Raw genomic sequence first — 14,433 nt, forward strand, 5'->3', positions numbered from 1 at the left:
GTAAGCAAATCAGCTGCTTTGATCTTTGAAAACTAGATAGTAATGCATTAAGATTTTACCGGCTCGTTATTATTTGATATCGAGTGAGTGAATCTGAGAAGTCAAGAATTCTTCAAACGTCTTAAGTCAATCTATGGATTGATTAATAACTAGATGATTTATCATCAAGGTTAAGTTAGAAAGGGCGCACGGTGAATGCCTTGGCACTAGGAGCCGACGAAGGACGGGACGAACACCGATATGCCTCGGGGAGCTGTAAGTAAGCTTTGATCCGGGGATTTCCGAATGGGGGAACCCACCATCCGTAATGGGATGGTATCCATATCTGAATACATAGGATATGTGAAGGCAGACCTGGGGAACTGAAACATCTAAGTACCCAGAGGAAGAGAAAGCAAATGCGATTTCCTGAGTAGCGGCGAGCGAAACGGAAACAGCCCAAACCAAGAAGCTTGCTTCTTGGGGTTGTAGGACACTCTATACGGAGTCAGAAAAGAACGGGGTAGATGAAGCGGTCTGGAAAGACTGGCCAAAGAAGGTAACAGCCCTGTAGTCAAAACTTCGTTCTCTCCAGAGTGGATCCTGAGTACGGCGGGACACGTGAAACCCCGTCGGAATCCGGGAGGACCATCTCCCAAGGCTAAATACTCCCTAGTGACCGATAGTGAACCAGTACCGTGAGGGAAAGGTGAAAAGCACCCCGGGAGGGGAGTGAAATAGATCCTGAAACCGTGTGCCTACAAGTAGTTGGAGCCCGTTAATGGGTGACAGCGTGCCTTTTGTAGAATGAACCGGCGAGTTACGATTACGTGCAAGGTTAAGCTGATGAGGCGGAGCCGTAGCGAAAGCGAGTCTGAATAGGGCGAGTTAGTACGTGGTCGTAGACCCGAAACCGTGTGATCTACCCATGTCCAGGGTGAAGTTCAGGTAACACTGAATGGAGGCCCGAACCCACGCGTGTTGAAAAACGCGGGGATGAGGTGTGGGTAGGGGTGAAATGCCAATCGAACTCGGAGATAGCTGGTTCTCCCCGAAATAGCTTTAGGGCTAGCCTCGAGGGAAGAGTATTGGAGGTAGAGCACTGATTGGACTAGGGGTCCCCACAGGATTACCGAATTCAGTCAAACTCCGAATGCCAAATACTTATCCTCGGGAGTCAGACTGCGAGTGCTAAGATCCGTAGTCAAGAGGGAAACAGCCCAGACCATCAGCTAAGGTCCCAAAGTATACGTTAAGTGGAAAAGGATGTGGAGTTGCACAGACAACCAGGATGTTGGCTTAGAAGCAGCCACCATTTAAAGAGTGCGTAATAGCTCACTGGTCGAGTGACTCTGCGCCGAAAATGTACCGGGGCTAAACGTATCACCGAAGCTATGGATTGTCCTAACGGACAGTGGTAGGGGAGCGTTCTGCGTGCAGCGAAGTCAGACCGAGAGGACTGGTGGAGCGCGTAGAAGTGAGAATGCCGGTATGAGTAGCGAAAAGAGGGGTGAGAATCCCCTCCGTCGAAAGCCCAAGGTTTCCTGAGGAAGGCTCGTCCGCTCAGGGTAAGTCGGGACCTAAGCCGAGGCCGAAAGGCGTAGGCGATGGACAACAGGTTGAAATTCCTGTACCACCTCCTCACCGTTTGAGTAATGGGGGGACGCAGTAAGGTAGGGTAAGCGCACTGATGGATATGTGCGTCTAAGCAGTTAGGCTGGTGAATAGGCAAATCCGTTCACCATGAAGGCTGAGCTGTGATAGCGAGGGAAATTAAGTACCGAAGTTCCTGATCCTACACTGCCAAGAAAAGCCTCTAGCGAGGTGAGAGGTGCCCGTACCGTAAACCGACACAGGTAGGCGAGAAGAGAATTCTAAGACGCTCGGGAGAACTCTCGTTAAGGAACTCGGCAAAATGACCCCGTAACTTCGGGAGAAGGGGTGCTCTGATAGGGTGCAAGCCCGAGAGAGCCGCAGTGAAAAGATCCAAGCGACTGTTTAGCAAAAACACAGGTCTCTGCGAAGCCGTAAGGCGAAGTATAGGGGCTGACACCTGCCCGGTGCTGGAAGGTTAAGAGGAGGGGTTAGCCGCAAGGCGAAGCTCTGAATTGAAGCCCCAGTAAACGGCGGCCGTAACTATAACGGTCCTAAGGTAGCGAAATTCCTTGTCGGGTAAGTTCCGACCCGCACGAATGGTGTAACGATTTGGATACTGTCTCAACGAGAGACCCGGTGAAATTATATTACCTGTGAAGATGCAGGTTACCCGCGACAGGACGGAAAGACCCCATGGAGCTTTACTGTAGCTTGATATTGGATTTTGGTACAGTTTGTACAGGATAGGTAGGAGCCTTGGAAGCCGGAGCGCTAGCTTCGGTGGAGGCGTCGGTGGGATACTACCCTGACTGTACTGAAATTCTAACCTCGAGCCGTGATCCGGTTCAGGGACAGTGTCAGGTGGGCAGTTTGACTGGGGCGGTCGCCTCCTAAACAGTAACGGAGGCGCCCAAAGGTTCCCTCAGAATGGTTGGAAATCATTCGAAGAGTGCAAAGGCATAAGGGAGCTTGACTGCGAGACCTACAAGTCGAGCAGGGACGAAAGTCGGGCTTAGTGATCCGGTGGTTCCGCATGGAAGGGCCATCGCTCAACGGATAAAAGCTACCCTGGGGATAACAGGCTTATCTCCCCCAAGAGTCCACATCGACGGGGAGGTTTGGCACCTCGATGTCGGCTCATCGCATCCTGGGGCTGAAGTAGGTCCCAAGGGTTGGGCTGTTCGCCCATTAAAGCGGTACGCGAGCTGGGTTCAGAACGTCGTGAGACAGTTCGGTCCCTATCCGTCGCGGGCGCAGGAAATTTGAGAGGAGCTGTCCTTAGTACGAGAGGACCGGGATGGACACACCGCTGGTGTACCAGTTGTTCCGCCAGGAGCATAGCTGGGTAGCTACGTGTGGACGGGATAAGCGCTGAAAGCATCTAAGCGTGAAGCCCCCCTCAAGATGAGATTTCCCATGGAGTTAATCCAGTAAGACCCCTTAGAGATGATGAGGTTGATAGGTCTCGGGTGGAAGCGTGGTGACACGTGGAGCTGAGAGATACTAATCGGTCGAGGACTTATCCTATAAATAAGACGAAGATTGACTACAATGCATACTATCTAGTTTTGAGAGATCACGTAAGTGATATTTCAATTACATAAGTCTAGTGGCGATAGCGAAGAGGTCACACCCGTTCCCATGCCGAACACGGAAGTTAAGCTCTTCAGCGCCGATGGTAGTTGGGGGCTTCCCCCTGTGAGAGTAGGACGTTGCTAGGCAGATAAAGTACACTTCAATCGAGGTGTGCTTTTTTTATGTTCACTAGAGGTTAAACTAAGACAGATACTTAACAAAATAACGAAAAAAAATAACCGTTCCCATAACAGAGAGGAACGCAGAACGAGCGGTAATGGATGTAAGGGAACCATGCCCAATTTATAAAGAAAAGGAGTACTGTCGGTAATGGAAATCAATGAACCGTGCCCGAGGCCAATAGAAAAGTAACCCGATCGGTAACGGAAACGAGTAATCGTGCCCGAAGCGAAGGAAAAAGCAGCCCCACCGGTAACGAAAACGAGTAATCGTGCCCGAAACGAAGGAAAAAGCAGTTCCATCGGTAACGAAAACGAGTAATCGTGCCCGAAACGAAGGAAAAAGCAGTCCGAGCGGTAACGAAAACGAGTAATCGTGCCCTAAACCAAGGAAAAAGCAGCCCCACCGGTAACGGAAAGCAAACCTAATATCAAAACCATAGAATAAAGTAGCACAATGACTAATGGGAATACTAATCCCATTTTTACTATAGAAGTATAACAATTGATCATCCCTTTGGAAACAGATAGAATAGGGGTTGACTATAAACAAGGGTGGAACATAATGTGACTATGAATTTTGATACGAAAACTGTACATTTTCAAGATAAAGAGAATACAAAAAATATGAGTAAAACCAAACCAATCTATCAAACATCAGCGTTTGCTTTTTCTGATTTAGATGATATGGAAAGCTTTTATCAAGGAGAGAAAGAATTTTTATATACACGTTTTGGGAATCCGAATACTGAAGACTTAGGAAAAGGAGTTGCTCTCTTAGAGGAGGCAGAAGCCGGCGTCGCGACTTCTTCTGGAATGTCTGCTATTTTGGCTGGTGTATTAGCTGTAGTCAATCCAGGTGAGCATATTGTTGCTTCAGAGGATTTATATGGTGGCACTTATCAGTTATTTGCTGTTGAATTAAAAAACCTTGGAATTGAAGTAAGTTTTGTCTCATTCGAGAATCAGGAAGAAATAATAAAAGCCATCACTAGTAAAACAAAATTACTTTATACTGAATCTGTTAGTAATCCGTTACTTCGTGTAGAGGATTTACCAAGTGTGATTGAAATCGCAAAACAGAAGAATTTATTGACAATGATTGATAATACATTTGCAACCCCATATTTTATTCGGCCAATGAAACTGGGGGCGGATTTAGTTATTCATAGTGCTACAAAATACATTGGTGGTCATAGTGATGTGACTGCTGGGGTTTTAGTAGGACATGAAGCATTAATTAGCAAAGCAAAAACCAAGATGGTTAGTCTTGGTTGCAATTTAAGTCCGTTTGAAGCGTGGCTTGCTTGTCGAGGATTGAAAACACTAAGCATACGAATGGACAGACAATCTAAAAATGCACAGGCATTAGCAAATGAACTTTCTACTACCAACGGGATAGAAAGAGTTTACTATCCAAAAGAGCTTTCAAAAAAGGGAAATGGTGCAATGGTAAGTATTGAATTATCTAAAGAAGTGGATATAGAACAGTTCTTTAAATCTTTATCTTGGATTCGAATTGTTCCTACGTTAGCTGGAGTAGAAACAACAGTCACTTATCCGCTCCGAACTTCTCATAGGACTGTACCTGATGAAACTAGAAACAAATTAGGAATTACAAAAGGATTAGTAAGAATCTCAATAGGAATTGAGGATGAAAAAGACATCATTCAGGCTATCCAAAATGCGATTGTAAAAGCTCAGATATAATTAATAATCTAAGTAAGGAAATGTTAGAGCTTTATAACATTTCCTTATTTAATATAATAGGTATACTAAGCTGTTAATCCGGATATACTGTATAAGGCGAACAACTTCTTGACAGATAAGAAAAACAATAGTATTATAATAGTTACGACTTAAAGATATCCATTCAGTAACATTTTAACGTCGAAACAGCATCATCAAATAACTTTATACCGTCGCGGGGTGGAGCAGTCTGGTAGCTCGTCGGGCTCATAACCCGAAGGTCGTAGGTTCAAATCCTGCCCCCGCAACCAAACATGTTAGTCAGTGAAAGTGAATACATATAATGAAACCTTAGGATAGCTAACAATCCTGAGGTTTTTTTACAATCATTTTGATGTTAGTATCATGTTCCCAAAAGCTAAAGTAAGGTGTGTATAATATGAATGATGAATTTGAGTTTATAAAAGCCATTACACCAAATATGAAAAAGCAATCTTCACTTGTGGTTGGAATTGGTGATGATGCTGCAGTTTATCGTGGCACGGAGGAATACGATGAAGTAATATGTGTCGATACGATGGTAGAAGGCATTCATTTTCGGAAAGATACATTGCGACCATATCAAGTAGGGTTCAAGGCATTGGCTGTAAATGTGAGTGATTTGGCTGCTATGGGAGCAATTCCACAGTTTTATTTAGTGAGCATAGCCATTCCAGCCTCATGGGAAGAGTTTGAAGTACGGGAATTGTATCACGGTATGAATGAGTTGGCGCTTAAATATGACATGGATTTAATCGGTGGCGATACCGTTTCTACATCTGATAAATTGGTTATTACAGTGACAGTAATTGGCCGTGTTGAAAAAGGAAAGGCACTTTTACGGGGGTCAGCTAAAGCTGGAGATGTTGTTTTTGTCACAGGAGATGTAGGTTTATCAGCAGCAGGGTTAGAATTATTATTTAAATCAGGACTAGATGGACAGTATACTAAGGAAGAACAAAGGCTAATTGAAGCTCACCAATTGCCGCTACCACAAGTAAAAGCTGGGCGTATGTTTATAAAAAGTGGATTCCGTATCGCATTGAATGATATTAGTGACGGGGTTGCAAGTGAAGCCTATGAGATAGCAGAAGCGAGTAGAGTGCAACTTATTTTGGAAGAACAAGCGATTCCACTCCCAAAAGAGACAAGCACTTATTCAAAAGAGAAACGAGTGAACTGGGCCCTTTATGGTGGGGAAGAATTTCAGTTAATTGGCACCGTCTCAGCAGATAAGTGGGAAGCCTTACGCTCTATCTGTCAGCAAGAAGGGATTACCCTATCGAAAATAGGTAACGTTCAAGATGGGGAGACAACTGTCTTTCTACAAAGAAATCATGATAAAATAAGAATAGAGAAAAAAGGATACAATCACTTTAAAAAGTGATGAGGGCAGGTGAGGACATGAAACAGTATACCTACACAAGCCGAGGGTCTGATGAAACCATTAGTCTAGGAGAAAAGATAGCAAAATTATTTCAACCCGGAGATGTGATTACATTAGAAGGCGATTTAGGTGCAGGAAAAACCCATTTTACAAAAGGGGTAGCTAAGGAATTAGAGGTAAAACGCGTCGTGAATAGTCCCACGTTTACCATAATCAAAGAATACTCAGGACGAATTCCGCTGTATCATATGGATGTGTATCGCCTAGAACATAGTGATGAAGATTTAGGCTTTGACGAGTATTTTAATGGGCAAGGCGTCACGGTAATCGAGTGGGCAAGTATAATAGAAGAACAGTTACCTGAGGAAAGACTAGATATTGTCATTCGAATTGGTATTGATGGAGAAAGAAGTTTTATCTTTACCCCACGTGGTGACAGATATGATTTGTTATGTAAGGAGTTTGAGACCCAATGAAGGCATTAGCCATAGATACTTCGACATTTGTTATGGGAGTTGCGATTGTCGATGGACAAACGATAGTAGGAGAAACAATTACAAACATAAAAAAGAACCATTCAATACGACTAATGCCGGCTATTACAGACCTATTGAAAGAAGTAGGAGTCAAACCAAAAGACTTAGACCGAGTTATCGTTGCAGAAGGACCTGGTTCCTATACAGGAGTTCGCATTGGGGTAACAACAGCTAAGACATTAGCGTGGTCTCTTGGTATTCCTATTGTAGGGGTATCTAGCCTTGAGGTTATGGCTCAAAACGGTAGAGGATTTTCTGGATTCATTAGTCCACTTATTGATGCTAGAAGAGGCCAAGTGTATACAGGGCTATATCAGGCTAATCAGGAGCTAGAAGTGGCACAAAAATTACCGGACACTCTAGTCTTACTAGAGGATTGGCTTTCAATGGTAAAAGATAAAGAAGAACGTGTTTTATTTTTAGGGAATGATGTTGTGAGCCATGAGCAAATGATTAAAGATATACTAGGAGAAAAAGCCGTTTTGGAGATACCTAGTATGTCCAATCCAAGACCAAGTGAATTAGCTAGTATCGGATTAAAAAAAGAGCCTCACGCTGATGTTCACCAGTTTGTTCCAACCTATTTACAGCTCGCTGAGGCAGAAGCGAATTGGTTACAATCCCAAAAGGTGCAAGGTGAACAGAAATGAGTGAGCAACCAACGGTTCGGTTTATGACTGTAGAGGACATCGATTCAGTACTGAATGTAGAACATAATGTTTTTACCGTCCCTTGGAGCAAAACCGCATTTATGAATGAACTTACAAGTAATCAGTTTGCTCATTATGTTGTAATGGAAGTCTCTGGAGAAATTATAGGCTACTGTGGGGTTTGGCTTGTTTTAGATGAAGCACATATCACGAACATCGCGATTCATTCCTCACAGCAAGGGAAAAAATATGGACAAGCATTATTAGAATATATTATGCAATTAGCTAAAATGTATGGGTCGAAAAAAATGACACTTGAAGTAAGAGTGTCCAATGAAATTGCACAATCGCTATATAAAAAGTTAGGATTTCAAGTCGGTGGAATCCGAAAAAATTACTATACTGATAATCTAGAGGATGCATTAGTAATGTGGGTGATATTAGATGAGTGAATACATACTAGCCATTGAAACAAGCTGTGATGAAACAGCAGTAGCGGTCATTGAAAATGGTACAAAAATTAAATCCAACGTAGTGGCTTCCCAAATAGAAAGCCATAAACGTTTTGGTGGAGTCGTACCCGAAATAGCTTCTCGCCACCATGTCGAACAAATAACATATATTATTGAAGCGTCAATGAAGGAAGCAGGGCTTTCTTTTTCCGATTTATCAGCTGTTGCAGTAACAGCAGGACCAGGACTGGTGGGTGCACTTCTTATCGGAGTAAATGCGGCCAAAGCGGTTGCGTTTGCGCATGACTTACCACTCATTGGCGTTCATCATATTGCAGGACATATTTATGCGAATCGATTGGTTACGGAGATGAAATTTCCTTTACTAACACTCGTCGTCTCTGGCGGTCATACGGAGCTTGTATTCATGAAGGAGCATGGAACCTATGAAGTCATTGGAGAAACGCGAGATGATGCTGTAGGAGAGGCCTATGATAAGGTGGCAAGAATGCTTGGTCTACCGTACCCTGGAGGACCACATATTGACCGACTTGCTCAAGAGGGAAATCCTACGATTCCATTGCCTCGAGCCTGGTTAGAAGCCGATTCATTTGATTTTAGCTTTAGTGGTTTAAAATCAGCTGTTATAAATACGATGCATAATGCCAAACAACGTGAAGAAACAATATCCCAAGCAGATATAGCAGCTAGCTTTCAAGAAAGTGTGATTGAGGTTCTTGTCACGAAATCAAAAAAAGCTATCGAACAGTATAACGTGAAACAGTTCTTATTAGCTGGAGGAGTAGCAGCCAACCGAGGGCTACGTCAAAAGCTAGAGCAGGAACTCAGTGACGTAGATGTTGAACTCATTATTCCACCTCTATCATTATGCACTGATAATGCTGCGATGATAGGAGCAGCTGCAAGCATCTATTTGCAAAAAGGACAGTTTGCAGACTATGAATTAAATGGACAACCAGGGTTAGAATTAAACCATATATAACGTTTAAAACTCTTCTCAACAGTCAAAACTGTAAGAAGAGTTTTTTTTGTGGAAAACGTTATCCACATTTATATATTTTTGTGGAAAACTAAGCTAATGTACGATTCCTATAGGTAGGTTACCTGTTTATAAAATAATGTGGATAATCATGTGGATAGTGTGGGTAAGTATGGTGAGCCTACAAAATTCGCTAAAATAACTGTGGGTAAACATGTGAATAGTGTGGATATATAAAGACTTAGACAAAGGTTGGGAGTGTATTTGTGAAAAAAGCGTGTGTAACACTAGTATTCCTATTCTTTTTTTTTCATAACAATACCGTTTTTGCACAACCCGAGCAACAAAGTGTCGTTTTGGTCCTAGCTCCTGAACTATCGTTTCAAGAAGCAAAGTGGTTTGAACAATTTGGTGAAAAGGGGGAACTCTGGGGTGCAGCAAGCATGGCTGCAGTCAATAGTAAACCGGATGGACCCTATTCTTATTTAAATAATGCAGTGTCACTAAGCATGGGTACAAGAGGTCTAGGCATCCAGGGTTGGAATGCATTTGAACATGGAGAACAGGTAAATGGCGTTAATGTAGAAGATAAAATGCTTCAATGGCATGGAACTTATCCACAAGAAGGATTGTTACATCCCTTCTACTCGCTACTTGTCGAAAAAAATAGGGGTTCGACATATGGTGGTGAGGTAGGGTTATTAGGAGAAAACTTAAAGACGTATGGAGTATATCGTTTTGTTATGGGGCATAGCGATGTCTCGGAAGAAGAACTTATTCGATATGGCTCTTTGTTTACCGTCGATAAGCAAGGGCAAAGTCCTGGTGTACTTACAAGTATAGTAAATGAAGACATCCATGTACCAGGAGGGCAATCCATTGATTCAGATAAAGTCATGGACAAACTCACTCAGCTTGAAATGGAGCATAATCAATTGTTTACTGTTGTCGAATGGGGTGATATTCAACGTCTGTTCGCCGAAAAACAGTGGATAAGTGAGGAGCAATTTAGAAAACATTATGAATACAGTTTGCGAGAATTAGAACGATTGTTACATAGGCTTGTGGAAAAAGATAGAGTGGTTATGCTTTTATCCCCAATGGTTCATGAAGAGGCCTATTCAGAGAAACAACGGTTAGCTCCTTTTTGGCTCTGGTCAAACACCGGTCAACACGTTCTAACATCAAATACAACTAGGCAAATGAATATCATTTCAAATATGGACATTGCTCCTACCATTCTTACAGCGTTTCAAATTCCTGTGGATAAAAAGATGGTAGGACATCCTGTTGAAAAGGTAGCGGACCGGTCGTTTTCATATTCCCAACTTGAGCAGGAGGTCGACCTAGCAGTCACTGTTTTTCAGTCTCGGGGAGTGGTTCTATCAAGCTATATCACCTTATTAACGATTATGCTAGTCGCTATCTGTATACTTCTGTGGAAAAAGGCGACACAAAATGTGTGGATATCTGCTGCTAAAATGGTTCTATTATCCGCAACAAGTTCCCCACTCTGGTTTTTGTTAACAGCTAGATGGCTTACTGTTATGGAGGTAGGCTATTACTTTTGGGCGATATCATTGCTTTCTATTGCAACTGGTTATCTCCTAGCTAGATTTTTTGAAAACCCGATAGTCGTAGTGGCTTGTGCTCATTTTATTTTTATTTCAATTGATTTACTCTTTGGGAATCCACTCATGCAACGGTCTTACCTCGGATATGATGCTGTAATTGGGGCTAGGTATTACGGAATAGGTAATGAATACGCTGGAGTGTATATTGTTGCGGCTCTGCTATTACTCACACCTTTTTTACGGACATCTACTCTGTGGATAAAAGTGTCAGGTGTCTTGCTCATGTTTTTTACGCTCATGTTATTTTTAGGATTCAGTAATCTTGGAACAAATGCAGGAGCAACATTAGCTGCTGGAGTTGCGTTTGGTTATTTAGTATGGCAATGGTTCCCGAAAACAAAAGTAAGATATTTGCTGATAGGGATGGCCGGGGTATTTCTACTTTCTTTGCTTGGCCTTTATGCCTTACAAAAAACAGGGAATACCACTCATATAGGCTACGCTTTTGAACGATTACTCAGTGGGGACATCCAGTATATTACCGATGTGATTAAACGCAAAGCAGCGATGAATTGGAAAATATTTAAGTTCTCCAATTGGACGCAACTATTTGTTACAAGCTATCTTTTAATAGGAGTGGTCCTTTGGCGCCAAAAAAGAATTGTAACGAATGAAGCCAATAAATTGATATTGCAAACCGGAATCGTGGCCTCTGTGGCCTTGCTGTTGTTAAATGATTCAGGTGTTGTTGCTGCTGCAACATCAATGTTTATGCTAGTTTCAATCAGCTATTATTGGATGTTAGAAAAAAAACCAGACCGCATTTAATGATTTCGGTCTGGTTTTTCTTCTAAATAATAAATTATTGGGTATTCGATGAAGGGCGATGGCTTCGCACACTGCGCGTACTTTAATAAGAAGTACACTTATTAAAGCACTTTTCAAAAGAGGGCAGTGGCTTCGCACATCGCATATAAGAAAAACCGCAAAGCGGTATTTTCTTATTGTAGTTGTTCCCATTCTTCTAGGAGAGAATCTACGGATGCTTTTGCAGAATCTATTTGCTGTTGAAGTTCGGCAACTTTTTCGTGGTCTTGGAAGACATCAGGGTCGCATAGCGTCTCTTCGTGAGCTGCAATGGTTTCTTCAAGCTGTTCTATGGTTTCTTCAATTTCTTCAATTCGTCGTACCCGTTGTCGCTCTTTTCGCTTGGCTTCTTTATCCATTTGAAAAGAGTTTTTATCTGTTTTTGGTTCTTCAACTGGTTGTTTGTTTTTTTGTTCCTGTTGTTCCTGCTCGAGTTCTTTTCGTTTTTGCATTTCTTCTTTCTTTTCTACAAAATAATCATAGTCGCCTAAGTACGTTGTAATTTTTGTTGGTGATAATTCTACAATTTGAGTAGCAATTCGATTTAAGAAGTACCTGTCATGTGAGACAAATAAAATCGTTCCGGGATAATCAAGCAACGCGTTTTCTAGCACTTCCTTGCTATCAATATCCAAGTGATTCGTCGGCTCATCGAGAATTAAGAAATTTGCTTTTTGCATCATTAATTTCGATAACGCTAAGCGAGCTTTTTCTCCACCACTTAAACTAGAAACGGTTTTTAAGACATCATCCCCACTAAAAAGAAAATTACCAAGAACCGTACGAATGTCTTTTTCGTCGGTATGCGGGTACTCATCCCAAAGCTCGTACAATACTTGTTTATTAGACGTTAGGTTTGCTTGCTCCTGGTCGTAGTAACCAACGGAGACGTTACTCCCAAACTGCAAGGTTCCTTCTTTAGGTGTAATTTTCTTAATTAATGCCTTTAGTAATGTAGACTTCCCAATCCCGTTTGGTCCGACCAAGGCAACACTCTCTCCACGCGTAATATCAAATGTAATATTAGAAAAGAGAGGATCCTCATCGAATTGAACAGCTAAGTTTGAAATTCGTACGACTTCATTGCCACTTTGCTTATTAATTTGAAAAGAGAAGGAACTAGATTTCTCTGACCCTGCTGGCCGGTCTAGTCGAGTCATCCGGTCAAGCTGTTTGCGCCGGCTTTGGGCTCGCTTTGTCGTAGAGGCCCTGGCGATATTTCGTTGCACGAAATCTTCTAGTTTAGCAATTTCATCTTGTTGTCGTTCAAACTGCTTTAACTCTAACTCATAACGCTTTGCTTTCTCATCAAGGTAGGCGCTATAATTACCTGTAAACTTAGTTGATTTTGTACGAGATAGCTCATATACTTGGTTAACAATTTTATCTAAAAAGTACCTGTCATGGGAGACAATTAGAATGGCACCGTCATAATTGACTAAATAGTTTTCGAGCCATGTTAGGGTCTCGATATCAAGGTGGTTTGTCGGCTCATCCAAAATCAGCAAGTCTGGTTTCGTTAATAATAATTTACCAAGGGCAAGCCTTGTTTTTTGGCCTCCACTCAAACTTGCAATTTTTGTGGAGTAGTCGAAATGACCAAAGTTCAAGCCAGATAAAATTGAGCGGATATCTGCTTCATACTGGTAACCACCTTCGTCTTTGAAAGTAACTTGAAGCGTGTCGTAATCTTTAAGTAGCTTTTGATAGCGTGCCTCATTTTCAATAATACGAGGGTCTGACATTTGTTGTTCATAGTTTCTGAGTTGCTTTTCCATCGTTTGGAGATGAGTAAACACTGTAAGCATTTCATCCCAAATCGATAAATCGGATTCAAGTCCGGATTGCTGTGAAAGATAGCCAAGTGTGACATGCTTTGGCATCATGATTTCTCCAGAATCATAAGACATTTGTCCAGCAATTATTTTTAATAAAGTCGATTTACCGGCTCCATTCCGACCGACGAGGGCGATGCGCTCTCTTGTTTGTATTTCAAGTTTTATATTGGATAAAATAGGGTCAACCCCAAACGATTTGGTTACTTGGTAACATTGTAATAAAATCATAAGATAGTCCTTCCTGAGAATAATAAGTAGTATAATTTAAGTGTATAACATTCCCTACTATTCAACAACTTCATGAACAGATAGGCGTATGCATTGCACACCATAAAAAATGGTGTACAATATGTATAGTAGTCTATGTCAAATATGTACGATTAGGTGGAGGCGATTTATGAAATTCGAACAAACTAAAATCCCTCAAGCGACAGCCAAAAGATTGCCGCTATATTATCGGTTTCTTGAAAATCTCCATGCCTCCGGAAAGCAGAGAGTGTCGTCATCAGAGTTAAGTGAAGCAGTGAAGGTTGATTCAGCCACGATTCGTAGGGATTTTTCATACTTTGGTGCATTAGGTAAAAAGGGTTATGGATATAATGTTAATTATTTGCTATCGTTTTTTAGAAAAACGTTAGACCAAGATGAGCTCACAAAAGTATTGTTAATAGGGGTTGGGAACTTAGGGACTGCCTTTTTGAATTACAATTTCTCAAAGAATAACAATACAAAAATCGTCAAAGCATTTGATGTAGACCAATCAAAAGTCGGTTCTGAAATAGGTGGAGTGACGATTTATAATTTAGACCATTTAGAAGATGAAATCGACGATGACGTAAGCGCAGCAATTTTAACGGTGCCTGCACCAGCTGCACAACGGATTGCGGACCGTCTTGTTGAAAATAGGGTTAAAGGGATTTTGAACTTTACGCCTGCAAGGCTAACCGTTCCAGATGATGTCCGCGTTCATCACATCGACTTATCGGTTGAATTACAAGCATTAATTTATTTTTTAAAGCATTATCCAGAAGGATCACAGGAAAAATAAATAGTTCAATGTTAGAGGAGGTGT

9 protein-coding genes, 1 tRNA gene and 2 rRNA genes are annotated in these 14,433 nt (G+C 41.9%); 11 read left to right on the plus strand and 1 reads right to left on the minus strand.

Going from position 1 to position 14,433, the window contains the following annotated elements:
* The first annotated feature begins 168 nt into the window (after positions 1–168).
* The 10 genes from BK585_RS01005 (at position 169) to BK585_RS01050 (ending at position 11,484) form a co-directional block, all read left to right on the plus strand.
* Positions 169–3,102, plus strand: a 23S ribosomal RNA gene (locus BK585_RS01005).
* A 78-nt stretch (positions 3,103–3,180) separates the two neighbouring features.
* Positions 3,181–3,296 (plus strand): 5S ribosomal RNA (rrf, locus tag BK585_RS01010).
* A 606-nt stretch (positions 3,297–3,902) separates the two neighbouring features.
* Complete coding sequence (locus BK585_RS01015; protein ID WP_078556550.1) at positions 3,903–5,039, plus strand: trans-sulfuration enzyme family protein; 1,137 nt, start codon at positions 3,903–3,905, stop codon at positions 5,037–5,039.
* Between the two features lie 213 nt (positions 5,040–5,252).
* Positions 5,253–5,329, plus strand: a tRNA-Met gene (locus tag BK585_RS01020).
* Positions 5,330–5,457: 128 nt separating this feature from the next.
* Positions 5,458–6,444, plus strand: coding sequence for a thiamine-phosphate kinase (gene thiL, locus BK585_RS01025; protein WP_078551289.1), 987 nt, complete (start codon positions 5,458–5,460; stop codon positions 6,442–6,444).
* A gap of 17 nt (positions 6,445–6,461) precedes the next feature.
* Complete coding sequence (tsaE, locus tag BK585_RS01030) at positions 6,462–6,920, plus strand: tRNA (adenosine(37)-N6)-threonylcarbamoyltransferase complex ATPase subunit type 1 TsaE (protein WP_078551290.1); 459 nt, start codon at positions 6,462–6,464, stop codon at positions 6,918–6,920.
* Entirely contained in the window at positions 6,917–7,630 is a 714-nt protein-coding gene (gene tsaB, locus BK585_RS01035; protein ID WP_078551291.1) for a tRNA (adenosine(37)-N6)-threonylcarbamoyltransferase complex dimerization subunit type 1 TsaB, read from the plus strand. Before tsaE ends, tsaB begins: the two co-directional genes overlap by 4 nt.
* The gene (gene rimI, locus BK585_RS01040; protein ID WP_078551292.1) at positions 7,627–8,082 is read left to right on the plus strand and encodes a ribosomal protein S18-alanine N-acetyltransferase; all 456 of its coding nucleotides are present in this window, start codon (positions 7,627–7,629) and stop codon (positions 8,080–8,082) included. The genes tsaB and rimI overlap by 4 nt, the downstream gene beginning before the upstream one ends.
* On the plus strand, positions 8,075–9,085 hold the full coding sequence (tsaD, locus tag BK585_RS01045) for a tRNA (adenosine(37)-N6)-threonylcarbamoyltransferase complex transferase subunit TsaD (RefSeq protein WP_078551293.1): 1,011 nt from the start codon (positions 8,075–8,077) through the stop codon (positions 9,083–9,085). Before rimI ends, tsaD begins: the two co-directional genes overlap by 8 nt.
* 263 nt (positions 9,086–9,348) lie before the next feature.
* Positions 9,349–11,484 carry a hypothetical protein gene (locus tag BK585_RS01050; protein ID WP_078551294.1) on the plus strand — a complete coding sequence of 712 codons (2,136 nt, stop codon included), beginning with the start codon at positions 9,349–9,351 and terminating at the stop codon, positions 11,482–11,484.
* Between the two features lie 173 nt (positions 11,485–11,657).
* Here the strand turns inward: BK585_RS01050 and BK585_RS01055 are convergent, their stop codons facing one another.
* Positions 11,658–13,589 (minus strand): ABC-F family ATP-binding cassette domain-containing protein, encoded by a 1,932-nt coding sequence (locus BK585_RS01055; RefSeq protein WP_078551295.1) that lies wholly within the window; start codon positions 13,587–13,589, stop codon positions 11,658–11,660.
* 169 nt (positions 13,590–13,758) lie between these two features.
* Here BK585_RS01055 and BK585_RS01060 point away from each other — a divergent pair, with 169 nt between their 5' ends.
* Complete coding sequence (locus BK585_RS01060) at positions 13,759–14,409, plus strand: redox-sensing transcriptional repressor Rex (RefSeq protein WP_078551296.1); 651 nt, start codon at positions 13,759–13,761, stop codon at positions 14,407–14,409.
* Positions 14,410–14,433 lie beyond the last annotated feature (24 nt).

Origin of the sequence: Bacillus alkalicellulosilyticus (assembly GCF_002019795.1) — a bacterium.
Lineage (GTDB): Bacteria > Bacillota > Bacilli > Bacillales > Bacillaceae_F > Bacillus_AO > Bacillus_AO alkalicellulosilyticum.

What these genes read in the sequence shown, in the direction of transcription:
- tsaE (WP_078551290.1), top strand. Translation starts at nt 6,462, where the DNA reads ATGAAACAGTATACCTACACAAGCCGAGGGTCTGATGAAACCATTAGT.
- BK585_RS01055 (WP_078551295.1), bottom strand. Translation starts at nt 13,589, where the DNA reads ATGATTTTATTACAATGTTACCAAGTAACCAAATCGTTTGGGGTTGAC.
- thiL (WP_078551289.1), top strand. Translation starts at nt 5,458, where the DNA reads ATGAATGATGAATTTGAGTTTATAAAAGCCATTACACCAAATATGAAA.
- rimI (WP_078551292.1), top strand. Translation starts at nt 7,627, where the DNA reads ATGAGTGAGCAACCAACGGTTCGGTTTATGACTGTAGAGGACATCGAT.
- BK585_RS01015 (WP_078556550.1), top strand. Translation starts at nt 3,903, where the DNA reads ATGAATTTTGATACGAAAACTGTACATTTTCAAGATAAAGAGAATACA.
- tsaD (WP_078551293.1), top strand. Translation starts at nt 8,075, where the DNA reads ATGAGTGAATACATACTAGCCATTGAAACAAGCTGTGATGAAACAGCA.
- tsaB (WP_078551291.1), top strand. Translation starts at nt 6,917, where the DNA reads ATGAAGGCATTAGCCATAGATACTTCGACATTTGTTATGGGAGTTGCG.
- BK585_RS01060 (WP_078551296.1), top strand. Translation starts at nt 13,759, where the DNA reads ATGAAATTCGAACAAACTAAAATCCCTCAAGCGACAGCCAAAAGATTG.